We start from the raw sequence: 23,733 nt of genomic DNA on the forward strand, positions 1-23,733 counted from the left end.
GGGACCGTTGACGAACAATTTCTCTGGGGGAAAATATGGCGCCAGGCCTCTACGGTGCGGACATCGAGCAGCTCCGAACACTATCGAAAACCATGGGTCAGTCCGGGTCGCGTCTAAAGACGGTGGAATCCACGGTGAACTCGCTGGTGCAGTCCGCTGCCTGGAAAGGCGCGGACGGGGACAGATTCCGCAGCGAATGGACCTCGTCCCTGCGTCCGATGCTCAGCAGGACCTCCGAGTCACTGGAAAGCCAGTCCCAATTGCTGCTAAAGCACGCGGACGAGCAGGACCAGGCCAGCAACTCGGGCAGGGGCGCCGCGTCCTCCCCCGCCCCGTCCGGCGCCGGCGATCCGGGCAACGGCTCCGGGCCCGAGCGGAACTGGGGCGATGCCTTCACCGATCCAGACTACGAGCACGCGCCCGGCGGCATCCAGTGGCTCCTGGAGAAGGCTGGTGTCAACGATGGCAGCGCGGCATCAAGCATCGCCAACGCCCTCAAATTCGCTGCCGACAAATTCAGCTGGAACCTCGAACTTGCCCAGGTAGAGGCGGGCGTCAGCAAGTTCTTTGGTTTTATGGGTCACGCCGGCAAGGTTCTCGGCGTGTTGGGAGGCGCCATCGGCGTCCTGGATGTGCTCTCGGGGATTGACAACAAGGACCCCTTTAGAATTGCCGACGGCGTCATTGGCGGCGGCCTGTCCGTGGCTGCGGTTCTGGCCACGGGAACCATCGTAGGAGCGCCTGCCGGCGTCGTGCTGGGTGGGCTTGCCCTCGGCTGGGGACTTCTGGGCATGATGTCAGGCGATGTCCCCGTCACGAAGAGAATCTGGGACTTCGGGGCAGGTGTTGTGGGCGGCGTCAAGGATCTTTCGGACGGCGCCGGGGATGCCTTGGGCTGGGTGGGCGGCAAGCTCGGATTCGGCTGAGGAACGACGTGCGGCGCCCTGTGAATGCAACTGAATTAATGAAGGAAACGATGACTGAAGCCACCACCCTGACCGGTAATGAACCCGACGCAGCCATGCCCGCCGCGGCCTATCGGATGACGAGCCACGAGATACTGGCACTGCTGGCTTTCCAACCGGGACCCGGAACAGCCCTGACGCGTCAGGTGCTGGGTCTCGCCGAACTCCCGGACGATGACGATCTGGTGCGGGCTGGCGTCGGCACGTTGAACATCAGGGACACCGTGGAAGTCAACGGCGAAGAAGTAACGCTGTTGGCCCAGGCGAGAATACTCGCCAGGATTTTCAGCACCTCTTCAGAGTGGTACGACATCACCCGGATCGGCTCCGAGGCTGTCTCCCCCAGCTATTTGGTGGACTCCCCTGCCGGACGCGCTGCCATCTTCCTTAGGCCCCTGAGCGAGTACGTGTGCCTCCCACTCCGCGATGACGTGAACCTGCTCGACTTTGTGCAGCTCACAGTTGATGAAGCCGTGGCGGCTTTGGGCACGGAAGGTGGGGGGATAGTCAGCGCCCGGCGATACCGTGTCGAAGCGGACAAGCCAGTGGTCGCAAACATTAAGGTCCGTGACGCAGGCTCCCTGCAACTTGCATCGGCCCCCTTGGATGACGACGGACAACTGGGTGTGCGCGACCTGGCCGCCGGTGAGCAACCGGGCCTGACAGTCCGTACCCTGTTGGCTGCCGCATCGTGACGGCTTTGACGGGACACAGCTCCGCTGATTTCCCCCGTCTTGCCTTGGGCCATGCACATCGCCGGGCCCGTGTCTTCTGGTTCTGGTGGATGGGCATGATCTTCGCCATCCCCGGCGTGGCGCAGGCAGCCACTTTGGCGGCGACTGATCAGAGTCCGGAGGACGGCTTGGTGCTGACAGGACTTGGGCTGCTGATATCCGCAGTCGGCTGGCTGGCAGCCATAGCACCGAGGTTTACACGCGCAGCTCCAAGCCCCGCAGGTGACGTCGCCCGCACGGCACGCTACGTCCGGTTGGCACCTGGCGTGTTCATTAGCGTGGTGGCCGCCATGCTGGTGATCGTGGTGATTTTTATGGCCGTGACCCCAAGGGGAACATCGCCGGAGGTCCTGCCAATCATGGCGTTCCTGGCTGCTTTTCCGCTCCCCATTGGGGCTGGAATGCTCTACTCCAGGCACCTTCACCTGAACCGGGACCGCCTGTACGCTCAGTGGCTTGGACGCCGCTAGCGGCACCGCCGGTTTCGGAAAGCGCCCATTGAATACGAAGGCTGAAATGACCACGCAGGACGTCGCATGACGGTTCCAATTCCTTTCCCCGCGGTCCAGCCCGCGCATCCTCTCGATTACTGGCTCTCCCCGGAACTGGCACGGATCAGTCCGCCGAATGCCCCTTCCCGGTTGCGGCAACTGGCCGACGCCCAAGGCGCCTTGGCTGCCGCCTGGGGCAGCGCGATCGGTGGCGGACCTGTACTGGTTCTGGCTGGCGGCATCGTCTCCGTCATGTCAGTCAACCCTGCCGGGGTCCTCGTCCTCGGCCTGCTGGGCCTTGCCCTATCCCTGCTGGGCCTGTTTTTCTGGACGCGGGTCCGTAGCACATTGCCGAACACAGACAGGCTCCTGATCAGCCGTGGCCCGGGATCGGCCCGCGGCGGCATCACGATGGTGGCCGGACTGGCCATCGTCATAGGTGCGATCCTGGCCTCGACCTTGCCCGGGATTGCTGCCCGGGGAGCCGCCACTCTCATCGCGGTGATCGGCGCCTATCTGCTCATCGTGATGCTCCTGCTGGCCTGCATCCTCGTTCCTTCGGTGGTCATGGGCCGTGCCCGGCAGTCCTTCAGACGAAGGGTCCGGTCCGATCCGGTTCTCCGGGCGGCGGTGGAAGAGGATCTGGCCACGTGGCGGGCCCCCTACGGGAACGCGGCTTATGGCCCGCTCTGAGCGTCAAGGCTCAGCTGGGATTCAAACATCCTGAAGTAGCGGCCGCGCAGTGCCACCAACTCCTTATGCGTACCTTGCTCCACGATCTCGCCGTCTTCCAGCATGTACACAATGTCAGCCTTCTCAATCGTGGCGAGCCGGTGGCTGATGGCAATGATCGTGGTGCTGCAGTCAGCGAAGAGCCGGGTGAAGATCCGGTGCTCCGCCAGGGCGTCGATGGCGGAGGTGGGTTCGTCCATCACCATAAACGAAGCCTTGCGGTAGAAGTTGCGGGCCATGGCGAGCCGCTGCCACTGGCCGCCGGACAGCCCGCTGCCCTTGCGCCCGCGCGGATCTTCCATCCAGTTGCTGACGTGGTTATCCAGTCCGTTGGGCAGCTTGTTGATGAAGTCCAGGGCCTCGGCGTCACCCGCTGCCCTTCGGATCCGCTCGTCGTCCCGGGGTGAATCGACGTCGCCAAAGTAGATATTCTCCGCAGCCGTGGCGAACTCATACTTCAGGAATTCCTGGCTCAACACCGCCAGGTGGCGGTGCCAGGACTTGACGTCGACGGCGGCGAGGTCGACGCCGTCGAGCATTACCTGCCCGGTGTCCGGCCGGTAGAGCCCGGCGAGGATGCGGATCAGGGTCGACTTTCCGGCGCCGTTTTCCCCCACGATGGCGATGTGCTGGCCCTCGCGGATGGTCAGGCTGATGCCGCGTATCACCTCGATGTCACTTCCGGTGTACGTGAAGCGGATATCGCGCAGCTCCACCGTCCTGGGCGCCTGGAGCAGTGGCGGGGAGTGGTCCGAATGGACCGGCAGGGCCATGAACAGCTCATAGTCCTTCAGGTTGGCGAGGTCTTCGTCGATCGAGCTGAGCGAGGTGACCAGGTTATTGGCCGTGGACAGCGCCCGGCTGACGATCTGTTGGACGTACAGGAACTGCCCCACTGGCTGGGCGCGGGCGATGATCTGGCCCACCACCCAGATCAGTGAGACAACTTCAGCCCCGTACTGCAGGGTGTCAGCCATCAGCTGCTTGGGAATGTAGCGCTTCTGGAAGTCCAGCCGGCGGCGCTCGTCCGCGTCACGGAGCCGTGACCGGAACTCCATCAGGTACCCCACAATGCCGTAGAGGCGCATTTCGGCGATGTGCTGCGGCCGCAGGAGGTTGGTTTCAATCATGCGCCGCTGGCGGCGCGAATCCACTTGGGTATTCCAGTGGGCGATCTGTTCCCTGGAGAGTTTGAACTGCAGGTACACGCTGGGCACAATCGCCACGAGGACAATTACCGCGATCCACCAGCTGACCAGCAGGAGCGCACCCACTGCCAGTATCACGGACACGAACTGGGTGAAGATTGCCGCGATACGGTCCAGCACGCGGGCATAGGAATCCGAGAACCGCTTGGCGCGGTCGTACAGGTCAACGGTTTCCTTGTCGTCGTAGCGCCAGAACTCCAGGGCCAGGAACCGCTCGTACATCTGGTCGCCGACAATGGCGCCCACCTTAAAGCTCATGAGCTGCTGGATGTAGCGGTCCACGCTGCTGAACGCACCCCAGAACAGCCCCAGGGCCGCCGTGATGATGACGTAGACAATGGCCTGCTGGCCTGCAGCGGAGTCACCGGCATACGCAGCAGCCAGCGCCGTGGTGGTCAGCGCGGCAAAGTACGTGGTAACAAGCGGCAGGAGCGCCGAGATCAGCGAACCCAGTACCTTCATCACCACCGCCGCGGGCGAGGCGCGGAAACTGACCCGAAGAACCTGCGCCACCGCACGCGCGTAGGGCCGCAGTGCAAGCTTCCTTACGGGTTCCTTTTTGGGCCCCAAAACTGCCGGATGGCGTGGTTCAGACATGTCCCCAGCCTAGTTCCGGCCCAGGCGCCGCGCGGCAAAAAGGAGGCGGGGAGAACTCCCCACCTCCTTTTGTGGCCAGATCAGGTCAGGCCATGCCGTTCCGGAAAATCAGCGTGAACCGTAGTTGGGTGCTTCCACCGTCATCTGGATGTCGTGCGGGTGCGATTCCTTGAGCCCAGCCGGGGTGATGCGGACAAACTTGCCACGCGCTTTCAGCTCCGGGATGGTGGGGGAACCGACGTAGAACATGGTCTGGCGCAGGCCGCCCACCAACTGGTACGCCACGGAAGCCAGCGGCCCGCGGTAGGCCACCCGGCCTTCGATGCCTTCGGGGATCAGCTTGTCGTCCCCGGAGACGTCGGCCTGGAAGTAGCGGTCCTTGGAGTAGGACGTGTTCTTTCCGCGGGACTGCATCGCGCCCAGCGAGCCCATGCCGCGGTAGCTCTTGAACTGCTTGCCGTTCACGAAAATCAGCTCGCCCGGCGATTCGTCGCAGCCGGCCAGGAGGGAGCCCAGCATCACGGTGTCGGCTCCGGCGACCAGGGCCTTGCCGATGTCGCCCGAGTACTGCAGCCCGCCGTCGGCGATCAGCGGAACACCGGCCGGGATGGCTGCCTTGGCGGATTCGTAGATGGCCGTGATCTGCGGGACACCAACGCCGGCCACCACGCGGGTGGTGCAGATGGAGCCGGGGCCCACGCCCACCTTGATTCCGTCGGCACCGGCGTCGATCAGCGCCTGGGCACCTTCACGGGTAGCGGCCTGGCCGCCGATGATGTCAACATGCGCCGCAACCGGATCTGACTTCAGCCGGCGGATCATGTCCAGCACACCCTGGGAATGCCCGTTGGCGGTGTCCACGAACAATGCGTCCACTCCGGCGTCCACCAGGGCCATGGCGCGCTCCCAGCCATCACCAAAAAAGCCGATGGCTGCGCCTACTCGCAGGCGGCCCTCTTCGTCCTTGGTGGCCAGCGGGTACTGCTCGGCCTTGGTGAAGTCCTTGGTGGTGATGAGGCCCTTGAGCCGGCCCTGCTCGTCAACGAGCGGGAGCTTTTCGATCTTGTTGGTGGCCAGCTTATGGGAGGCTTCTTCCCGGCTGATTCCCACATGCCCTGTCACCAGCGGCATCTTGGTCATAACGTCGCTGACTAGCCGCAGCGGGAAATCCGCCTCCGGCACAAAGCGCGTATCGCGGTTGGTGACGATGCCCAGGAGCCGCATGCCATCGTCCACGACGGGGAGACCGGAGACCCGGTACTGCGAGCAGATCTCATCCAGTTCCGCCAGTGTTGCTTCAGGGCCAATGGTCAACGGGTTGGTGATCATCCCCGATTCGCTGCGCTTCACGCGGTCCACCTGGTCCGCCTGGTCCTGGATGGAGAGGTTGCGGTGAACCACGCCCAGGCCACCTTGGCGGGCCATGGCGATGGCCATTCGGGACTCCGTGACAGTGTCCATCGCAGCGGACAGCAGCGGGGTCTGGACCGTGATGCGCTTGGAAATCCGGGAGGACGTGTCGGCGTCGGAGGGGATGACCTCGGTGTGGCCCGGAAGGAGGAGGACGTCATCGTAGGTCAGGCCGACAAAGCCGAAAGGATCGTGTTCAGGCTGGGTCATGAGTGCGCCTCTTACCTTGGTTATTTTTTCGCTGGCAGGGGTTGCAGCTGATGACCAGCCCGTCATTACGGGACTGGTCCGTGCAGGGTTGTGATGCTTGCGCTTGGTGCACGGTTGAGTGCAGAAAGTGTTGAATAAATATTAGAACCTTGCGGCCGATCCCCCTATTCCGCAGCGGCAATGTGAGCAACGGCACGAACGGAAAAACAGGTCAGGTCCAGCCAGTAGCGGCCAGAAGGCGCCGTTCGAACATGGGAATCATGCTTTGGACGTAGGTCTTAGTGAGGTGGTTATCGTCCTTGTACACATATACATTGCCCACCACGGCCGGGCAACTGCCGCCGGCACAGAAGAAGTCGCTCAGGTCCATGAGGTGGAGCCCGTCCACTTTGCCGCGGTAACTGTCCAGCGGGGAGGACTCGGCCAGGGATTCGTTCAGCGGGACGTTGCATTCAGGGGCCGCCGCCCCATTTTTCTGGACGCACTCGGGCATGTTGATGGGGAACCGCGGGTTGTCACGCACGCCCACCACCTCAATGCCGGCGTCGGTGAACGGCCGGATGCCGTCGAGGTAGCCGGGAACCTCCGTTTCGAAGGGAGCCTGAACGTGCGTCAGCGAGGCGACGGTGAACACGGCGTCCGGCCTGCGCTCCATGACGTAGGCGGCGCTGGCCCTGTTGAAGGCATTACAGTCCTCAGTCCGTTCCGGTGATTCGGCGCCGAAGCGGCAGTCACCCTTGAGCAGGGTCACCACCTCCCAGCCGTGTTCCCTGGCAATGGGACCCAGGGCCGCCATGTACTGCTGGGCATGGGAATCCCCCAGCACAACAATCCGCTTGGTCACGGTCTCGGGCGAGTTGTTTTGCAGGCAGCCGGCCAGCAAAGGATCCGAGGGCACGTTGGCGTCCGTGCACAAGCCGTCGATGTCGGCCCACTCGTTCTTCATGGCCGCCGGCGCGGGAATGATCCGGGCCTCTGGCGTCGGCTTGCCCGCATTTTCGGGCGCCAGGGACGCCGCACCGGGAGTCAGCTCCCGCGGCTGGGCAGCAACCGCAGCTTCCTCGGCCGTCAGGCTGGTCTGCCAGACAGCCACCGGGCCGGCCAGCAGGGTGCAGCAGGCAGCAATCACGACGGCGGTCCGCCAGGAACGCTTTTGCGGCCAGTGCCATTCGCGCAGCGGCTTTTCCACAAAGCGGGTGGTCAGCACAGCCAGCGCGATGGAAACCGCAACAACACCCAGGCCCTGGCCCAGGCTTGGCGCCTCAATGCCGGCGGAGGCCAGTGCCAGGACAAGCACAGGCCAGTGCCACAGGTACAGGGCATAGGAGTTGTCACCCAGGGCAACCAAAGGCTTCCAGGCGAGGAGCCGGTCCGCCCCGAACCGGCTTCCACTCTGCCCGGCCACAATGGTGGCGGCTGCAGCCAGGGTGGGCCAGAGCGCGATGGACCCTGGAAAGGAACGGTCCACCGTCAGGACGAGGCCAACTGACACCATGGCTGCAAGGCCGGCCCAGCCGAGGACAACCCGGAGTGCCTTGCCAGGCTTGAGGTACGGAAGTCCCAGAGCCAGGAGCGAGCCGAGGGCGAACTCCCACAGTCGCGTACGCGTGTCGAAGTAGGCGTAGGCCTGGTTGCTGGCAGTCTGGTCGATCGAGAAGAGGAGGGAGGCTGCAAAAATGCCACCGAAAGCCACCAACAGGACATGCCTGTAGCTGGGGCTTATCCCTTTGACCGGGAACCGTGTCAGCAGCTTCCACACCAATGCCGCACCGGCGAAGATAAGCGGCCAGAGGATGAAGACCTGGCCCTGGATGGACAGCGACCAGAAGTGCTGCAGTGGGCTGGCGCCTGAGTGGTCCTGCGCGTAGTAATCGACGGCGGTGTCGGCCAGGAGCCAGTTCTGCCGGTAGAGCAGGGAGGCCCACGCCTGGTCCAGGACATCGGGCCAGCGGCTTTGCGGCAAGATCAGCCAGGTGCCGGCCAGGATGCCAAGCAGGACCACGACGGCGGCAGGCAGCAGCCGCTTAAAGAGGTGCAGCCAGTGCCGGATGAGGTTCATGGGTTTGCCCGCTTCAACCTTCCGCACGAACGAAAGCGTCAAGAGGAAGGCGGAGATCAGCAGGAAGATATCCACGCCGCCGGAGACCCGCCCCAGCCACACATGGTAGGTCACCACCATCAGGACAGCGAGCGCGCGGAGCCCCTGGACCTCGGGGCGGAACGTTGATTTCCGCCCGTTGGAGATGGCGTCACGAATGCCGCCGGAGTCGGCCGTGGTTCTCGCAATCGACACAAAAGACCTCTCACGCGGGATAACCAAAGCGTCTATCCTACGGAACCCCGGTATCGAAGACTAATCAGCCGAGTCCTAAGCGTACTGCCGGGCCCGGGAGTGCACGGGGATTTTGCGGGCCAGGTAACGGGCGTCGCGACAGGAGCCAGGCAGGGTGGCCGACGCCGCCGCGTACAGGAATTCCTGCCCGAGGAAGAACAGACCCGGCGCGTCCAGCGCCACGCCGCGGTGCTGGCGGGGCCGTCCGTCGTCGTCATACAGGGACTGGCCGGGTACCTCGGGTTGACGTGCTGGAGCTTCGGGCGATGCCGGCCTGAACACGGCCGGGTCGATCCAGCCGAAGTCCTCGCGGTATCCGGTGCACCAGATCACGTTGGCCACCTCCGGCCGGCTGCCGTCAGCCAGGACCGGGCCGCCGTTCTCCGCTCCACTGACCCGGGGGACGACGGTGACACCGGCCGCGGCAAGGTCCTTGGATTTGGTCCTGATCAACGGGTCGGCCTGGGCCTTGAGGGACGGCGCAGCTTTGCGGCCGATCGGGGTGCCGAGAGTCAGGACATGGAGTCCAAGAAACCGGATCACCGGCAGGACAAAACGTGCTGCCGCCCGGCCGTGCTTCACCGGAAGCTCCCCGCCGGGTTTGCCGGCGATGATTGTCGCGTGGGTACGGCTTACTTCAAGGGCGATTTCGGCGCCCGAGTTGCCCAATCCGACCACCAGCACCGGCCCGTCCTGGAGTTGTCCGGGATTCCGGTATGCACTGGAATGGAGCTGGACAACCGAGGGAGGGAGTTCCGCCGCGAAGTCCGGCACCTTCGGGAGCCGGGCAGACCCCGTGGCCACCACAACATTGCGCGCCTCCCAGCGGTGTCCATCGGAAACGGCAACGTACCTGTCACCTTCCCGCGACAGGCGCTCTACCCTGACCCCGGTGCGCACCGGCAGGCTGAGCCGGGCCGCGTAGGTTTCAAGGTAGTCCGCAACTTCGTCCTTGGTGGGGAAGGACAGGGGGTCAGCCGGGAAAGGTTCCCCGGGAAGACCGTCATACTTGGCTGGGGTGAAGAGCCGAAGTGAATCCCACCGCTGCCTCCAGGCGTCACCCACCCTGGTATTTTCGTCCAGAATCAGGAACTTCCGCCCCTGGTCCGTCAGGTAGTGACCCAGGGCCAGGCCTGCCTGGCCACCGCCAATAACCAGCGTGTCCAGCACTGTTTCCGTCATCTCGTCGTTGCTCATGGCTGCTCTCCTCCTTGGCTGATCATGATCCCTTGAACTGAACGGTCCAGGCCCTGCTGTTGCCTTCCTCCCGCGACGGCCAGCACCAACGGTTTTGCACTGTGTGACGGCTTTGCAAGGCGTTTTGCAAGGCGTGGGCGGTTCATGTTTGAGGCTATGGCCGCACCAAGGCATGCCGCGTCGGCCGAATTATGCAAGTTGCCGGCGGCAGGAATGGGTATTTATGTGCAGGTGGCGCTCAGCCGACGAGCCGGTGCTCGTACGCGTACCTGGTGGCGGCCGTCCTGGAGGACAGTCCCAGCTTCAGGAAAATGTTGCTCAGGTGCCTGGCCACTGTTTTCTCGCTCAGAAAGAGTTCAGCGGCGATGGCACGGTTCCCTTTTCCCGATGCCACAAGGCGGAGCACTTCAACTTCGCGCTGGGTCAGCGGGCTCGGCTCTGCCTGGTTGATCGCGCGGATGAGGGATGCTGCCCGGGCTGCCGCAGGAGCCGCCCCAAGTTCAAGGAATTCCGCATGCGCCGCCTCCAGATCCATCAGGGCGGATGCCTCGTCCCCGAGGGCACGGCAGGCAGAGGCGGCAAGAACCCGGCAGCGCGCGGCTTCATACGGAACACCCAACTCCTGCCACACCATCCAGGCCTGCCTGAGCGAAACCAGCGCCCCCTCAGCGTTGCCCTCGGCCAGGCACACGGCGCCGTCGGCCTGCCAGGAGAGGGCGCGGACCATCGGCTTAGGGCACTCCAGGGAAAAGGCTTCCAGCTCGTCGGCGGCGCTCCGCGCAGCCAACAGGTCCGGGACTGCAAGCTCGATCTCCACCAGCGCAGGCAGGAGGCGCTGGCGCATTGCCGGACGCGAGGCCGCAACTGCACTTCGGATCAGGGTCTGAGCCTGTTCAGCGTCTCCCTTGGCCAGGCAGAGAAGGGCAAGGCCAGGTTGGGCAGAGTGGCCGCTTTTGGCAGCCAACCGGTAGGAGGCGTCAGCGGCATCCAGCTTGCCGGTGAGCCGCTTCATTTCGCCCTGCTGGTAATAGCCGCCATAGAGGGCTTCAGCATCACCTTTGACTGCGTAGTCCTGCGCTGCCGTCGCTGCTTTCAGGGCTTCAGCCCAGGCTCCATGCAATTGAAACAGTTCGGCCCGGTAGGACTGGCACTGTCCACTGAAGGCCACCATGTCAGGACGTCCGCGGCACCAGTGGTCCAGCGCCCCGGTCCATTCCAGCGCCCGTGGCAGATCAAAAGTCAGGTGGCAGTACCCCACCACAGCGCAGTAGCTGATGCCGGAGGGAACGGGCGAGACTTCCCCAGCGGTCACTGCCACCATCACTTCGTCCAGCATCCGGAGTCCCTCATCAACATTGCCGAGCATGATGGTTGACTGGCCCTGGCCAAGCAGCGACAGCGCGGCAAGGTCGTTGTCCTGGAATCTCTGTCCGTACGCCGCGATCTCGGAGAAAACCTGGAACGCGCCCGCGGGGTCCCCGCCGAACAGCTTGCCCAGCGCCACCGGAAGCAGCAGGAGACCCTCGACGGCGGACGGTTCATCCAGTTCCTTCACAAGCCGTTGGCCCCGCGCCAACCAGCCGCCGCTGCGCGCCGCTTGCCGGATGTTCATCAGGTGCACAGCGAGCCAGCCGGCGCAGCGCACGGCACCTTCGACGTCGCCAACCACCAGGAACTCCTCATGGGCGCGGGTGAGGGTGTCCACGCCGGCGGTGATGCTGCCGGTCAGAATTTCGGCCGTGGCAAGCCGCTCGAGATCCGGCGCCGGCAGCCCGCCGTGCTGGTCGGCGTCACGGAGGTTCTCAAAGGCTTCAGTCCAGCGGTTCTCGCGGAACGCCGACCGGCCCTGGTCGATGCCCGTCTCAGCTGTCATCTGGCCTCCCGTCGGATTCCGCCCAACCAGCCGGTGTGGTCCACCCCGCACTGGACGCCACGGCAGTTAAGCGCCACGGTACGCCCGCTGGAGAGGGGGCACAAGCAGTCCCCAAGCGCCTCGCGGACCTGATGCCGCTACGGACGCAGGAGTGCCCGCAGTGTCTGAATGGTGTCCGCCTCGGCCGCGGTCTTGTCGTCGCGGTAACGCTTGACGCGGGCGAACCGAAGGGCGATTCCACCTGGATAGCGCGAGGAACTCTGCACGCCGTCAATCGCGATCTCCACCACGGTGACGGGCTCCACCCACACAGTGCCAGACGTGCGCCGCACTTCAAGCTCCTGGAACTTTTCGGTCTGCCAGCGCAGCAGCTCGTCAGTGAGTCCCTTGAACGTTTTTCCCACCATCACGTAGCCGCCGGGTTCGCCGAACTCACCGGCGGGGTCCAGGGCTCCGAGGTGCAGGTTCGAGAGGAGCCCGGTGCGCCGTCCCGAACCCCATTCGCAGGCGAGGACCACCAGGTCGTAGGTGAGCACCGGCTTGACCTTGATCCAGTTTGAGCCGCGCCGGCCGGCCGCATAGGCGGATCCGACGGCCTTTACCACCACGCCTTCGTGGCCCGCGGCGAGCGCATCACGGGACACTCTCTCGGCAACAGCAGCATCTGCCGTGATTTCCCCCGGGATCCGGTAGCCCGGCGCGATCCGCTCAAGCACGTTGATACGAGTTGCCAGCGGCTCCTCGAGCAGGTCGCGTCCGTCGATGTGCAGCACGTCGAAGAACCACGGATGCAGCAATGTGGTGCGCACGGCATCCGCCCCGAACCGGGACATAGTCTCCTGGAACGGCCGCGGGCCGCCGTCCTCATCCAGCGCGAGGGTCTCGCCGTCGAGGATCACATCGCCCACCGGCAGTCCGCGCACCACGTCCACCACCTCGGGCAGGCGGTGGGTCACGTCAGCCAGGGTGCGGGTGTAGATGCGCACCTCATCGCCGGCGCGGTGCACCTGGATGCGGGCGCCGTCGAGCTTGTATTCCACGGATGCCTCTCCGGTGGCCTTCAGTGCCGCAGCGGCACTGGGCGCCGTGGCGGCAAGCATCGGCTGCACGGGACGTCCGACGACGAGGCCGACGGCGTCAAGCTCGGCTGCCGTGCCGGTGATCGCCAGGAGCGCGGTCCCGCCGAGGTCACCGGAAAGCATCGCCGCGCGGCGCACGGCGTCGACGGGCCGCCCCGCCGCGCGGGCAATGGCGTCCGTCAACACCCCCTCGAGCGCGCCGGTACGCAGTTCACCGAGCAGCACGCCGGCGATGAAGGCCTGCTCACGCTCAGTGGCTGCTGCCGTGAGAGTGCGGAGTGTTGCCGCGCGATCAGCGGCCGATCCGGCACCTGCTGTGATGAGCAGCCTGTCCAACGCAGCATCGAGGTCGGCGACGGTAAGGCTCGGTTCAGAAGCGGGGTCCCCCATGGCTGCCGTCATCCCGCGCCAGCCGATCCCCACCCGGCCCTGGCGCGGCCTGGCGATGAGCAAGCCCACGGCTGCAGCAATTTCCGTCGGTTCGAGCCGGCCCAGCAGGTCGGACAGGGCTTCCACCTTCGCAAGCCGTGAGCGCGTCGACGCGACAGCATCCGTGGTCCTCACGAGCTCTTCGAGCAACATGGCACCAGTCTGCCACGCCGGTCACTCTGGACAGCGCCGGAGCGCAGTTCCAGACTGTACGCATGGGAATCATCGTCGCGAACCTGTTCATTACCCTCGACGGCGTCTACCAAGGGCCGGGCGGCCGCGACGAGGACGCTGAGGGCGGCTTCGCCTACGGCGGCTGGCAGGCGCCGGTGAACGACGACGAGGCCGACGCAGCTATCGAAGCCGAGATCGATCGGATTGACGCGCTGCTTCTCGGCCGGAAGACCTACGACATCTTCGCGAGCTACTGGCCGCACCAGTCCGACAAGGTTGGCGGCACGCTCAACCGCGTGCCCAAGTTCGTGGTCTCCAGCACGCTGTCCGCTGCCGACTGGGCCGGCACCACGGTGTTGCCGGATGCGGCGGCAGCGGGCCGGCTCCGTGAGGAGTTCGATGAAGTGCACATGTTCGGCAGCGGCGTCCTGATCCGTTCGCTGCTCGCCGCGGACGTGATTGACCGCCTCCACCTCTGGCTTTACCCGGTCACTTTAGGGCAGGGAAAGCGCCTCTTCGACGCCGGGACTATCCCCACCACTTTCCGCCTCGCCGAGCCGGCACGGACCTTTCCAAAGGGGTCGGTGTCGCTGGTATACGAGCGCGCGGGCGCCGTCGAGACGCAGGACATAGCGGCCGCGTAGCCAGGAAACGAAAGCACAAAAAACCGGCCCAGCAAATGCTGGACCGGTTTTTACGTGGACTGCTTTCCGCGGGCTGCAGCCTTAGTGGCTGTGGCCTGCGTGCTCTTCTTCTTCGGCAGGCTTCTCCACCACGAGGGTTTCGGTGGTGAGAACCAGTGCCGCGATTGAAGCCGCGTTGCGCAGGGCAGCACGGGTGACCTTGACGGGGTCGATGACACCGGCGCCGATCAGGTCCTCGTACTCGCCGGACTTGGCGTTGAAGCCGTTGTTGGTTTCCAGATCGGCAACCCGGGCGGTGACAACGTAGCCGTCGAACCCGGCGTTCTGGGCGATCCAGCGGAGCGGCTGGACAAGTGCACGGCGGACGATGCCCACTGCGGCAGCTGCGTCGCCTTCCAGCGCCTGGACTGCAGGATCCTCGTCCAGTGCCTTGAGGGCGTGGATCAGGGCTGAACCGCCGCCCGCGACGATGCCTTCTTCGAGGGCTGCGCGGGTGGAGGACACTGCGTCCTCGATGCGGTGCTTCTTTTCCTTCAGCTCAACCTCGGTGGCTGCGCCAACCTTAATTACACCGATGCCGCCGGCCAGCTTGGCCAGGCGCTCCTGAAGCTTTTCTTTGTCCCAGTCGGAGTCGGTGCGGGTCAACTCGGCGCGCAGCTGGGAAACCCGGGCTGCGACGTCTTCTGCGGAACCGGCGCCGTCAACGATGGTGGTGTTGTCCTTGGTGACCGTGATGCGGCGGGCGGTACCCAGCACCTCAAGGCCAACGGTGTCCAGGCTCAGGCCCAGCTCCGGAGAAACAACCTGGGCACCCGTCAGGGTGGCGATGTCCTGCAGCATTGCCTTGCGGCGGTCGCCGAAGCCCGGAGCCTTGACGGCAACCACGTTCAGCGTGCCGCGGATGCGGTTCACGATCAGGGTGGACAGTGCCTCCCCATCCACGTCTTCAGCGATGATGAAGAGCGGCTTGGAGCTCTGCAGTGCCTTTTCCAGCAGCGGCAGGAATTCCTGGACGTTGGAGATCTTGCCCTGGTTGATCAGGATGAGGGCGTCCTCAAGGACGGCTTCCTGGCGCTCTGCGTCGGTGACGAAGTACGGGGAGAGGTAGCCCTTGTCGAACTGCATGCCCTCGGTGAGGACCAGCTCAGTCTGCGTGGTGGAGGATTCCTCAATGGTGATCACACCATCCTTGCCGACCTTGCCGAACGCCTCGGCGAGGAGCTCGCCGATTTCGTCGCTCTGAGCCGAGATGGCAGCAACGCTGGCCACCTGGGTGCCTTCAACGGGGCGGGCATTCTCGAGCAGGCGGGCGGCAACGGCCTCAACAGAAACCTCAATGCCGCGCTTGATCTGGCCGGGAGCTGCGCCGGCTGCAACGTTGCGCAGGCCTTCCTTGACCAGTGCCTGTGCCAGCACCGTGGCGGTGGTGGTGCCGTCGCCGGCAACATCGTTGGTCTTGGTGGCTACTTCCTTGGCCAGCTGGGCGCCAAGGTTCTCGTAGGGGTCGTCCAGTTCGACTTCACGTGCGATGGTGACGCCGTCGTTGGTGATGGTGGGTGCTCCCCACTTTTTGTCGAGGACAACGTTGCGGCCGCGGGGGCCGAGCGTCACCTTGACAGTGTTGGCGAGCTTATCGATGCCGGCTTCGAGCGACCGGCGGGCAGCGTCGTTAAACGCAAGCTGCTTTGCCATGGTTGTGTCCTTTCAAGACAGAACCCCGTGCCGCGGGCCAGCGAAGAGCATGACCAGCGGCACGGGGATCCAAAGAGTTACTTTACGACGATCGCCAGAACGTCGCGGGCGGAGAGCACGAGGTACTCGGTGCCGTTGTGCTTGACTTCGGTTCCGCCGTACTTCGAGTAGATAACAACGTCGCCTTCGGCAACGTCGAGCGGAACGCGGTTGCCGTTGTCGTCAAAGCGGCCGGGGCCTACTGCGACAACTTCGCCTTCCTGCGGCTTCTCCTGTGCGGAGTCCGGGATTACCAGGCCGGAAGCCGTGGTCTGCTCGGCTTCGAGCGGGCGGACAACAATACGATCCTCAAGAGGCTTAATAGAGACCGACACTCGGACCTCTCCTTCTACGTCAGCAAATTCATGGACTGGAAAGCTGCTTCGCCGTGGCTGGCAAACCGTCGTCGCGGTGCCGGCAGCAGCCTGGCTGGCAGCTCTTCATGTATTAGCACCCTCCTAGGGAGAGTGCTAATGATGACTCTATGTAAGTGGTTAGCACTCGGTCAAGGCGAGTGCCAGCATTTCGTCCTTGGCGAACCCTTATCCCGGCAGCGGCCGGATGGATTACCGGCCGGCGAGGTCGTCGAAATCCACGTCCTCGTCGCCGCTGGTGTCGGGGCCGGTGCCGCGCTTAAGGTACAGAACCACGGCGCCGCCAACGAAGGCGAGCAAGGAGATCACCAGGACAATAAAGCCGCCAAACCTGGCACCGTTATGGAGGCCCCTGATGTCCCGTGCCTCGTCCGTGGCGTCCTGAATGTCCTTGCCGCCCACGGAATAGACGGTGGCGTTGAAGGTGTCCAGGAAGAAGATGATCACCAGCAGCGCGATACACACAATGGCCACTGCGGCCCCGGCTATCAGTGCCGGCCGCGCGTACTTCACCAGGCCCAGGTTGCTGGATCGGGGCTGTTCGGACGGCTGGGTGCCTGCACTGTCTTCCATGACTTCAACCCTATCCGGAACTCACCAGGGGGCTCCTCCACTACGCTTGAACCCATGCCCCAAGCACCGCAGGACCAGATTGCCCCACTGCTCACGAGCGAAGGTTGGGAGCTGCTGGCGTCCCTGGGACCGTACCAGGAGGACAAGGCCTTTGAGCTGAATTCCGCCCTGCGCAAGGCCGGCCACTCCCCCGAACTCGTCTCTGCCGTCCTGACCCAGTCCCGGCTGCGTACCAAGGCTGAATCCAAGTTCGGCGAGTTCGCCCGGAGCATGCTTTTCACCCAGGCAGGCCTTGAACAGGCCACCCGTCTCAACGTTGCCGCCCGGCATGCCGAGCGGTTTGCCCAGGCCGGCATCCGCCACGTGGCCGACCTTGGCTGCGGACTCGCCGCGGACTCCCTGGCGTTGGCATCCATGGACATCACCGTCACGGCAGTGGAGATGGATGAGACCACCGCGGCCTGCGCCACGGTCAACCTCATTCCTTTTTCCAACGCCACCGTGGTCCACTCGGACGCCATGTCACTACCCTTGGACGGGATCGACGGCGTGTGGCTGGATCCCGCGCGCCGTGTGACCTCCAGCTCCGGTACCAAGCGGATCTGGGATCCGGAGGCCTTTTCCCCGCCGCTTTCCTTTGTGGAAGCCGTGGCTGCAACCGGCCGGGCAGTGGGTGTAAAGATGGGCCCGGGCATGCCGCACGATGCCGTCCCCGCCGGGTGCGAAGCGCAATGGGTTTCCGTCGCCGGGGATGTCACGGAAGTGACGCTGTGGTTCAACTCGGTGAGCAGGCCCGGAATCCGCCGTGCCGCCTTGCTGCTGGGCGCGCAGGGTGCCGCTGAATTGACCAGTGCTGAGGACTTCGGTGGCGGTCCCACCGCCCCGGTCGGTGCAGCGGAGGGTTACCTTTATGAGCCCGACGGCGCCGTCATCCGCGCAGGACTGGTGGCCGACGTCGCCCTTCAACTGGGCGGGCACCTGCTGGATGAGCACATCGCCTATATTTGCGCCCCGGACCTGGTGGACACACCTTTCGCTCGGGCCTACCAGATCCTGGAAGTAATGCCGTACAACGTCAAGGCGCTCAAGGCCTGGGTGAAGGAGAAAAGCATCGGCGTGCTGGACATCAAAAAGCGCGGGACCTCCGTGACACCTGAGGAACTGCGCAAGCAGCTGCTTCCTGCAGGGAAAACGGGGGGCAAGGGCTCGGGGAAGAAGGCAGGAAACAGGACAGCCACCCTGATCCTGACCCGGATCGGTGAGGAGAGGGTGGCCATCTCGGTTGAGCCGGTGTGACGCCCTGAGGCAGGGCTCTGGCTGCTATTGGTCGCGCATGAATTCTTCGGCGGCGCGCACCTGCTCGTCAGTGGGACGGATGCCCGTGTAGAGCACGAACTGTTCCAAAGCCTGGATAGTGGCCACCTCGGCTCCGGTGATGACGGGTTTCCCGGCCGCACGTGCGGCTTGGATCAGGGGCGTCTCCGCGGGCAGTGCCACCACGTCGAACACCACCTTGGCGGCGTCGATGGCATCCTGGGGGAAGGACAGCGCGTCTGCGCCCTTGCCTCCCGCCATCCCAAGGGGCGTGACGTTAACAATCATGTCCGCAGTCCCGCCGTCGAGCTCTCCCCTCCAGCGGAACCCATACTGTTCTGCCAGGGCGCGGCCGGTTTTTTCGTTCCGGGCGATGACCGTCACGTCGGTAAAACCGGCGTCCCGCAAGGCCGCGACGGTGGCCTTGGCCATGCCGCCTGATCCCTGCACAAGTACGGAGTAGCCGGTGGGTACGGCGTTGCGCTCCAGCAACCGTTCGATCGCTGTGTAGTCCGTGTTGTAGGCGACGAGGCGCCCGTCCGTGTTCACCACTGTGTTCACCGAGTCGATTGCCTTGGCCGAGGGATCCAGCTCATCCACGAGGGCAATCACGTCCTCCTTGTATGGCATGGACACGGCGCAGCCACGGATTCCCAGCCCGCGGACGCCGGCGATCGCCTGGACCAGGTCGGTGGGCGCGAAGGCCTTGTAGATCCAGTTCAGCCCCAGTTGCCCATACAGGTGGTTGTGGAAGCGGGTCCCGTTGTTGCTGGGCCGGGCCGAGAGTGAAATGCAGACGGTCATGTCTTTGTTGAGAATTGGCACCCGTCCATTAAACGCGCTTCCACCCAACTGGGTCGCGCTAACTGTCGTTTTCAGCCATCAAAACGACATTTAGAGCTACTTAGTTGGGCTAGGGGCAGCCGGTGCCGGCAGGAAAGCTTCCGACGGCGGCAGGCAGCTTTCCCGGCGCCTTCGCCTTTCCGGCCAATACGGCAGCCAAAGCATCAAAGGCTCCCGGGGTCCTTCCATACAAAGCCACCTTGACCGGCGCGGCCGAACCCTGCAACGGCCAGGGAGCATCCAGCGCAACCGCGATGTCGCCCCCGGCAGGCTGGCCCCCGTAACCGATGAGGCTGACCACTGGCCCTGCCCCCACTGACAGTCCTACCCGCGACACTGCGGCCTCGAACCGGGCCCTGTCCTGCGGCGAACCGCCAGCCACTTGCACGCTCCCCTGAACCAGAGGCCCGGCGCACTGCCCGGACAGCACCGTGATGGCAGCGGCTGAGACCTGCGCGGACAGCCCGTTGCCGCTTCCCGGCGCCTGCGCGGGCGCCGGGGTGCTCCGGCCCCGCCAAATCATCATGGTAGCCACCCGGCGGGCAGCTTCATCCAGCCTGGCGCCGGGCAGGCTGCCGGAGGCCACTGCACTGACAATGGCCGCGTGCGCCTGCCCCACATCCGTGGGCATCAGGAGCAGGTCCGCTCCGGCCGCAAGCGCCGCGGGGGCTGCACCGCCGCCGGGGAACTGCTGCTGGATGGCACCCATGTTGAGGGCGTCCGTCACGGCCACTCCGTTGAAACCCATCGCGCGGAGCGCCGCATACGTCGGCTTCGACAACGACGCCGGAACGCCGGGTTCCAGCGCCGGGACGGCGATGTGTCCGGTCATCACCATCGGCGTGCCGGCATCGATGGCCGCTTTGAAGGGCTTCCAGTCGCGCGCGTTGAGCTCAGCGACACTGGCCGGCTGAACCGGAAGGCTCTGGTGCGAGTCCACGGTGACCGAGCCGTGTCCGGGAAAGTGCTTGACGGCAGGCAGGAGTCCGGCATCCTGGATGCCGTGGGAAAAGGCGACTCCCAGCCGGGCCGCTAGCTCCGGATCCCCGGACAGCGAACGTGCCCCGATGGTGGGATCCGCCGGGCCGATGGTGACGTCGACGTCCGGCGCGAAGTCAACGTTGAAGCCCAGCGGGGCCAGTTCGGAGGCCAGGGCCCGGCCGGAGTCCTGGGTCAGGGGTGCGCTGGCTGTGGCGCCGTAGCTCATGGGCGCCGGCCATTCGGTCAGGGGCGCCCCCAGCCGTGAAACGATCCCACCCTCCTGGTCCACGCCAATGAGTCCGGGCCAGGTCCTGCCATCCGCCCGGGCAGCCTGCGCCAGCCGTGTGGTTATGGCTGTCATTGCCGCCGTATCCACCTGGTTCTGGGGGTCCAGGGGTACGTTGTCACCCATGATGATGGAGCCCGCCAGGTGGAGGCGTTCAATCGTGGCGGCATGGGATTCGGCGTCGGTTCCGGTGTAGGAGGGCATCAGGACCTGCCCTGCCTTTTCCTCCACCGTCATGGCCGCCACGGCAGCAGCAGCCGCGTCCTGGTCCCTTTGCTCAGGGCCCCAGCCCAAGGGCTGGCTGACTTTATCTGCTGCAGCGTCAGGCGAGGCGGATTCGGCGGGAGGCACCGGCGTCGGGCTCTCCGCTGACGGGGCTGCACTGGCGGCCGGGCTGGTGGAGGCGGGTGCCGGTGCGGGCGGCACGCTGCAGGAGGCGAGCGCCGCGACAGCCGCCACGGCGGCCACGGCGAGGGTGGATTGGTGAGTACTGTTACGGGTCCGGGGGAACGAGGCCATCAATACGATGCTACCCCTGCACTAGACTTGAGAAACCCGTTCGCCTGCCAGCCGCAGCCTTCACAGCTGCCTGTCAGTAGCGGCGTGAGCCAGCGACAACAGGACAGTTAGGGAAACGCGTGAAGATTGATTTCGCTTCATCGAGGCAATCAACTCTTGGTGTGGAATGGGAACTGGCGCTCGTGAACGGCCAAACAGGTGAACTCGCCTCGGTCGCGAACGAGGTGTTGCGCGGAGTGGCTTCCAAGCACCCTGAGCTCAATGAGGATGACGAGCACCCGCACATCAAGCAGGAACTGCTGCTGAACACTGTGGAACTCGTCACCGGGATCTGCGAGACGGCAGCCGAAGCCAAGGAAGACCTGAGCCGCTCCCTGGCCGCGGTCCGCGAAATCACCGATCCCATGGGCGTGGAAGTCTTCTGCGCCGGCAGCCATCCCTTCAGCCCGCCGCAGCTCCAGCCGGTGACTGACAAGGCCCGCTACGCCAAGCTGATCGACCGGACCCAGTGGTGGGGCCGGCAGATGGTGATCTACGGTGTCCACGTCCACGTGGGCCTGGACCGCCGCGAGAAGGCGCTGCCGGTGCTGGATGGGCTGGTCAATTACTTCCCCCATTTCCAGTCCCTTTCCGCCTCCAGCCCGTTCTGGGGCGGCGAAGACACCGGCTACGCCTCACAGCGGGCCCTGATGTTCCAGCAGCTTCCCACGGCAGGCCTGCCCTTCCAGTTCCGGTCCTGGGAGGAGTATGAGTCGTACGTCCAGGACATGTTCATCACCGGGGTCATTGACACCCTGTCTGAAATTCGGTGGGACATCCGGCCGGTACCAAACCTGGGCACCATAGAAATGCGCATTTGCGACGGCCTGGCCACGCTGGAGGAAGTGGGCGCCATCGCTGCCCTCACCCAGTGCCTTGTTGACGAGTTTTCCACCACGTTGGACAACGGCGGCACCATTCCCACCATGCCGCCCTGGCACATCCAGGAAAACAAGTGGCGTGCCGCGCGCTATGGCATGGATGCCATCATCATCCTGGATGCGGCGGGCAAGGAGCAGCTGGTGACCGAACACCTGCTCGAAACCCTCAACAGGCTTGAACCCGTGGCGGCAAAGCTGGGCTGCGCGGACGAGCTGGCCGACGTCGAAAAGATCATCAGCCGCGGCGCCGGTTACCAGCGTCAGCGCCGCGTCGCAGCCGAACACGGCGGAGACCTGCAGGCGGTAGTACTGGACCTGGTCAAGCAGATGCGCAACGGTCCCACGGCCTAGGCGTGGCCCTCACTTCCTGCCTGCCTCCGCCGACGCAAATGCCCCACCCGCCTGCCGTCGCTCTATCACTTTTGGTCGCCAAACCACCTGTATAGCGACTGGAAGTGATAGCGCAACATGGCCATCAGCGGGGTGTCAGGCGGGAGTTAGGCGGGAAGCGAAACTTCGGTGACAGGCATCGAGGAGTCCGGCGCGAAGCGGATGCCGCTGGGTGCGATCCCGGCCATGACCAGCTGGGCGCCGAGTGCGGCCACCATGGCTCCATTGTCCGTGCAGAGGTCCAATGGGGGCACGTGCAGCCTGATCCCCGCAGATGCGCAGCGCTGGCCGGTGAGCTCACGCAGCCGGGAGTTCGCCGCCACTCCCCCGCCCAGCAGGACGTCCTTGATGCCGTTCTCGCGGCAGGCCAGGACGGCCTTGGAGGTGATGACGTCCACCACGGCCTCCTGGAAGGCGGCGGCGATGTCGGCTACCGGGACGTCTTCCCCGCGGGCCTCGAACTGCTCCACGCAGCGTGCCACCGCCGTCTTCAGTCCGCTGAAGGACCAGTCGTAGCGGTGCGGCCCCGGCTCCTCGGCTGTACCCATGTACTTGGGCTGGGAAAGCCCGCGCGGGAAGCGGATGGCCCTTGCATTGCCTGTTCGTGCCAGTTTGTCGATGGCAGGGCCGCCCGGATAGCCAAGGCCAAGGATGCGCGCCACCTTGTCATAGGCCTCGCCGGCTGCGTCGTCGATCGTGGAGCCAAGGAGCTGCACGTCATCGGTAATGCTGTTGATCTTCAGGATCTCGGTGTGTCCGCCGGATACCAGCAGGGCGCCGACGTTTTCCGGGAGCCGGGGTGCGGCTTCGGCGGCGCCGGCCTCGCCAGCCCGTCCGGGCCCCGCCACTCCCCCGTCCAGAAGCCCCACGCCAACGTGCGCCACCAGGTGGTTGATGGCGTAGAGGGGCTTTCCGGTGGCCACGGCCAGTGCCTTAGCGGCACAGACTCCCACCATCAGCGCTCCGGCGAGGCCGGGGCCCGACGTCACGGCGATGGCGTCAATATCGTCCAGTTCCACACCGGAGTCGGACAACGCCTGGCGGAGGGTGGGAACAAAGGCATCAAGGTGGGCCCGCGAGGCGATCTCCGGGATCACTCCGCCAAAACGGACGTGCTCGTCCATCGACGATGACACCGTGTTGGTGAGGAGCTTGGTGCCCCGTACGATCCCGACGCCGGTCTCGTCGCAGGAAGATTCGATGCCCAGCACGAGCGGCTGTGTGCGGTTCATGGCTGGCCTGCTTCCGTTGACCGGTGGTTCCCGGGTTCGGTGAGCTGGAGCCGCATGATCAAGGCGTCGACGCCGTCCCGGTAATACTTCCGGCGGAGATGAATCTCCTCAAAACCGAACCGCAGGTACAGCTGCTGGGCGCGTGGGTTGTCGGATCTGACCTCCAGCAGGACGTCAGCGGCACCGCGGCGCCGCGCTTCGTCGATGAGCTGGGTCAGCAGCGCCGAGCCGATCCCCCGACCCTCAAACTCAGGGACGACGGCGATCGTTTGCACGTCCGCGATGGGCTCAATGCACATCAGGCCTGCGTAGCCCACGATTCCGGTGGTGGTTTCAGCCACGAGGTACCGCCGGGTTGCTGTCTGGGACAGCTCGTCGAAGAACATTTGCAGCGGCCAGGCGTCGTTCGGGAACAGCCGCTGTTCCAGGGCGTTGACGGTGGGCACGTCATCGAGGGTCATGTCGCGGAGGATGACATCTTCAGCGGGGTGCCCC

Annotated in this window: 20 protein-coding genes; 7 read left to right on the forward strand and 13 right to left on the reverse strand. The window is 64.9% G+C overall.

Going from position 1 to position 23,733, the window contains the following annotated elements:
- Positions 1–35 precede the first annotated feature (35 nt).
- From M1E17_RS16600 to M1E17_RS16615, 4 genes are all read left to right on the forward strand, one after another.
- Positions 36–926 carry a hypothetical protein gene (locus M1E17_RS16600; RefSeq protein WP_457963064.1) on the forward strand — a complete coding sequence of 297 codons (891 nt, stop codon included), beginning with the start codon at positions 36–38 and terminating at the stop codon, positions 924–926.
- Positions 927–976: 50 nt separating this feature from the next.
- Positions 977–1,660: a hypothetical protein gene (locus M1E17_RS16605; protein WP_457963065.1), complete on the forward strand. Its 684-nt coding sequence runs from the start codon at positions 977–979 to the stop codon at positions 1,658–1,660.
- A 5-nt stretch (positions 1,661–1,665) separates the two neighbouring features.
- On the forward strand, positions 1,666–2,169 hold the full coding sequence (locus M1E17_RS16610) for a hypothetical protein (protein WP_457963067.1): 504 nt from the start codon (positions 1,666–1,668) through the stop codon (positions 2,167–2,169).
- Positions 2,170–2,235: 66 nt separating this feature from the next.
- Complete coding sequence (locus M1E17_RS16615; protein WP_457963068.1) at positions 2,236–2,883, forward strand: hypothetical protein; 648 nt, start codon at positions 2,236–2,238, stop codon at positions 2,881–2,883.
- On the opposite strand, the gene M1E17_RS16620 is transcribed toward M1E17_RS16615, so the two are convergent.
- From M1E17_RS16620 to M1E17_RS16645, 6 genes are all read right to left on the reverse strand, one after another.
- On the reverse strand, positions 2,868–4,727 hold the full coding sequence (locus M1E17_RS16620) for an ABC transporter ATP-binding protein (RefSeq protein WP_457963069.1): 1,860 nt from the start codon (positions 4,725–4,727) through the stop codon (positions 2,868–2,870). The genes M1E17_RS16615 and M1E17_RS16620 overlap by 16 nt on opposite strands.
- A 108-nt stretch (positions 4,728–4,835) precedes the next feature.
- A complete protein-coding gene (guaB, locus tag M1E17_RS16625) occupies positions 4,836–6,347 on the reverse strand; it encodes an IMP dehydrogenase (RefSeq protein ID WP_267275804.1) in 1,512 nt (503 codons plus the stop codon).
- Positions 6,348–6,558: 211 nt separating this feature from the next.
- Entirely contained in the window at positions 6,559–8,634 is a 2,076-nt protein-coding gene (locus M1E17_RS16630) for an acyltransferase family protein (protein ID WP_457967800.1), read from the reverse strand.
- An 81-nt stretch (positions 8,635–8,715) separates the two neighbouring features.
- Positions 8,716–9,876 (reverse strand): flavin-containing monooxygenase, encoded by a 1,161-nt coding sequence (locus tag M1E17_RS16635; protein WP_457963070.1) that lies wholly within the window; start codon positions 9,874–9,876, stop codon positions 8,716–8,718.
- A 238-nt stretch (positions 9,877–10,114) separates the two neighbouring features.
- Positions 10,115–11,749, reverse strand: a complete 1,635-nt coding sequence (locus M1E17_RS16640; protein WP_457963072.1) for a response regulator transcription factor — start codon at positions 11,747–11,749, stop codon at positions 10,115–10,117.
- 137 nt (positions 11,750–11,886) lie between these two features.
- Complete coding sequence (locus M1E17_RS16645; protein WP_457963074.1) at positions 11,887–13,410, reverse strand: ATP-dependent DNA ligase; 1,524 nt, start codon at positions 13,408–13,410, stop codon at positions 11,887–11,889.
- Between the two features lie 62 nt (positions 13,411–13,472).
- Between M1E17_RS16645 and M1E17_RS16650 the strand changes: the two genes are divergently transcribed.
- Positions 13,473–14,075, forward strand: coding sequence for a dihydrofolate reductase family protein (locus M1E17_RS16650; protein ID WP_457963075.1), 603 nt, complete (start codon positions 13,473–13,475; stop codon positions 14,073–14,075).
- 81 nt (positions 14,076–14,156) lie between these two features.
- On the opposite strand, the gene groL is transcribed toward M1E17_RS16650, so the two are convergent.
- The 3 genes from groL to M1E17_RS16665 form a co-directional block, all read right to left on the reverse strand.
- The gene (gene groL / locus M1E17_RS16655; RefSeq protein ID WP_457963077.1) at positions 14,157–15,767 is read right to left on the reverse strand and encodes a chaperonin GroEL; all 1,611 of its coding nucleotides are present in this window, start codon (positions 15,765–15,767) and stop codon (positions 14,157–14,159) included.
- A 77-nt stretch (positions 15,768–15,844) separates the two neighbouring features.
- Entirely contained in the window at positions 15,845–16,141 is a 297-nt protein-coding gene (gene groES, locus M1E17_RS16660; RefSeq protein WP_211876593.1) for a co-chaperone GroES, read from the reverse strand.
- Positions 16,142–16,372: 231 nt separating this feature from the next.
- Positions 16,373–16,753 carry a hypothetical protein gene (locus tag M1E17_RS16665; RefSeq protein ID WP_457963078.1) on the reverse strand — a complete coding sequence of 127 codons (381 nt, stop codon included), beginning with the start codon at positions 16,751–16,753 and terminating at the stop codon, positions 16,373–16,375.
- A 54-nt stretch (positions 16,754–16,807) separates the two neighbouring features.
- Here M1E17_RS16665 and M1E17_RS16670 point away from each other — a divergent pair, with 54 nt between their 5' ends.
- Positions 16,808–18,049 carry a THUMP-like domain-containing protein gene (locus M1E17_RS16670; protein WP_457963079.1) on the forward strand — a complete coding sequence of 414 codons (1,242 nt, stop codon included), beginning with the start codon at positions 16,808–16,810 and terminating at the stop codon, positions 18,047–18,049.
- Positions 18,050–18,073: 24 nt separating this feature from the next.
- On the opposite strand, the gene M1E17_RS16675 is transcribed toward M1E17_RS16670, so the two are convergent.
- Together M1E17_RS16675 and M1E17_RS16680 are read right to left on the reverse strand one after the other, a co-directional pair.
- Positions 18,074–18,871 carry a shikimate 5-dehydrogenase gene (locus M1E17_RS16675; protein WP_457967802.1) on the reverse strand — a complete coding sequence of 266 codons (798 nt, stop codon included), beginning with the start codon at positions 18,869–18,871 and terminating at the stop codon, positions 18,074–18,076.
- Positions 18,872–18,980: 109 nt separating this feature from the next.
- The gene (locus M1E17_RS16680) at positions 18,981–20,414 is read right to left on the reverse strand and encodes a glycoside hydrolase family 3 protein (protein WP_457967804.1); all 1,434 of its coding nucleotides are present in this window, start codon (positions 20,412–20,414) and stop codon (positions 18,981–18,983) included.
- Positions 20,415–20,815: 401 nt separating this feature from the next.
- Between M1E17_RS16680 and M1E17_RS16685 the strand changes: the two genes are divergently transcribed.
- Entirely contained in the window at positions 20,816–21,967 is a 1,152-nt protein-coding gene (locus tag M1E17_RS16685; protein WP_457963081.1) for a glutamate--cysteine ligase, read from the forward strand.
- Between the two features lie 146 nt (positions 21,968–22,113).
- Here the strand turns inward: M1E17_RS16685 and tsaD are convergent, their stop codons facing one another.
- Positions 22,114–23,238, reverse strand: coding sequence for a tRNA (adenosine(37)-N6)-threonylcarbamoyltransferase complex transferase subunit TsaD (tsaD, locus tag M1E17_RS16690; RefSeq protein WP_457963083.1), 1,125 nt, complete (start codon positions 23,236–23,238; stop codon positions 22,114–22,116).
- Positions 23,235–23,699, reverse strand: a complete 465-nt coding sequence (gene rimI / locus M1E17_RS16695; RefSeq protein WP_457967805.1) for a ribosomal protein S18-alanine N-acetyltransferase — start codon at positions 23,697–23,699, stop codon at positions 23,235–23,237. Before rimI ends, tsaD begins: the two co-directional genes overlap by 4 nt.
- Positions 23,700–23,733 lie beyond the last annotated feature (34 nt).

This window comes from Arthrobacter sp. D1-29 (assembly GCF_054130585.1).

Coding starts and splice junctions, on each gene's coding strand:
- M1E17_RS16600 (WP_457963064.1), top strand. CDS start 36: ATGGCGCCAGGCCTCTACGGTGCGGACATCGAGCAGCTCCGAACACTA.
- M1E17_RS16605 (WP_457963065.1), top strand. CDS start 977: ATGACTGAAGCCACCACCCTGACCGGTAATGAACCCGACGCAGCCATG.
- M1E17_RS16615 (WP_457963068.1), top strand. CDS start 2,236: ATGACGGTTCCAATTCCTTTCCCCGCGGTCCAGCCCGCGCATCCTCTC.
- M1E17_RS16620 (WP_457963069.1), bottom strand. CDS start 4,727: ATGTCTGAACCACGCCATCCGGCAGTTTTGGGGCCCAAAAAGGAACCC.
- guaB (WP_267275804.1), bottom strand. CDS start 6,347: ATGACCCAGCCTGAACACGATCCTTTCGGCTTTGTCGGCCTGACCTAC.
- M1E17_RS16635 (WP_457963070.1), bottom strand. CDS start 9,876: ATGAGCAACGACGAGATGACGGAAACAGTGCTGGACACGCTGGTTATT.
- M1E17_RS16640 (WP_457963072.1), bottom strand. CDS start 11,749: ATGACAGCTGAGACGGGCATCGACCAGGGCCGGTCGGCGTTCCGCGAG.
- M1E17_RS16645 (WP_457963074.1), bottom strand. CDS start 13,410: ATGTTGCTCGAAGAGCTCGTGAGGACCACGGATGCTGTCGCGTCGACG.
- M1E17_RS16650 (WP_457963075.1), top strand. CDS start 13,473: ATGGGAATCATCGTCGCGAACCTGTTCATTACCCTCGACGGCGTCTAC.
- groL (WP_457963077.1), bottom strand. CDS start 15,767: ATGGCAAAGCAGCTTGCGTTTAACGACGCTGCCCGCCGGTCGCTCGAA.
- M1E17_RS16665 (WP_457963078.1), bottom strand. CDS start 16,753: ATGGAAGACAGTGCAGGCACCCAGCCGTCCGAACAGCCCCGATCCAGC.
- M1E17_RS16670 (WP_457963079.1), top strand. CDS start 16,808: ATGCCCCAAGCACCGCAGGACCAGATTGCCCCACTGCTCACGAGCGAA.
- M1E17_RS16675 (WP_457967802.1), bottom strand. CDS start 18,871: ATGACCGTCTGCATTTCACTCTCGGCCCGGCCCAGCAACAACGGGACC.
- M1E17_RS16680 (WP_457967804.1), bottom strand. CDS start 20,414: ATGACGGTGGAGGAAAAGGCAGGGCAGGTCCTGATGCCCTCCTACACC.
- tsaD (WP_457963083.1), bottom strand. CDS start 23,238: ATGAACCGCACACAGCCGCTCGTGCTGGGCATCGAATCTTCCTGCGAC.
- rimI (WP_457967805.1), bottom strand. CDS start 23,699: ATGACCCTCGATGACGTGCCCACCGTCAACGCCCTGGAACAGCGGCTG.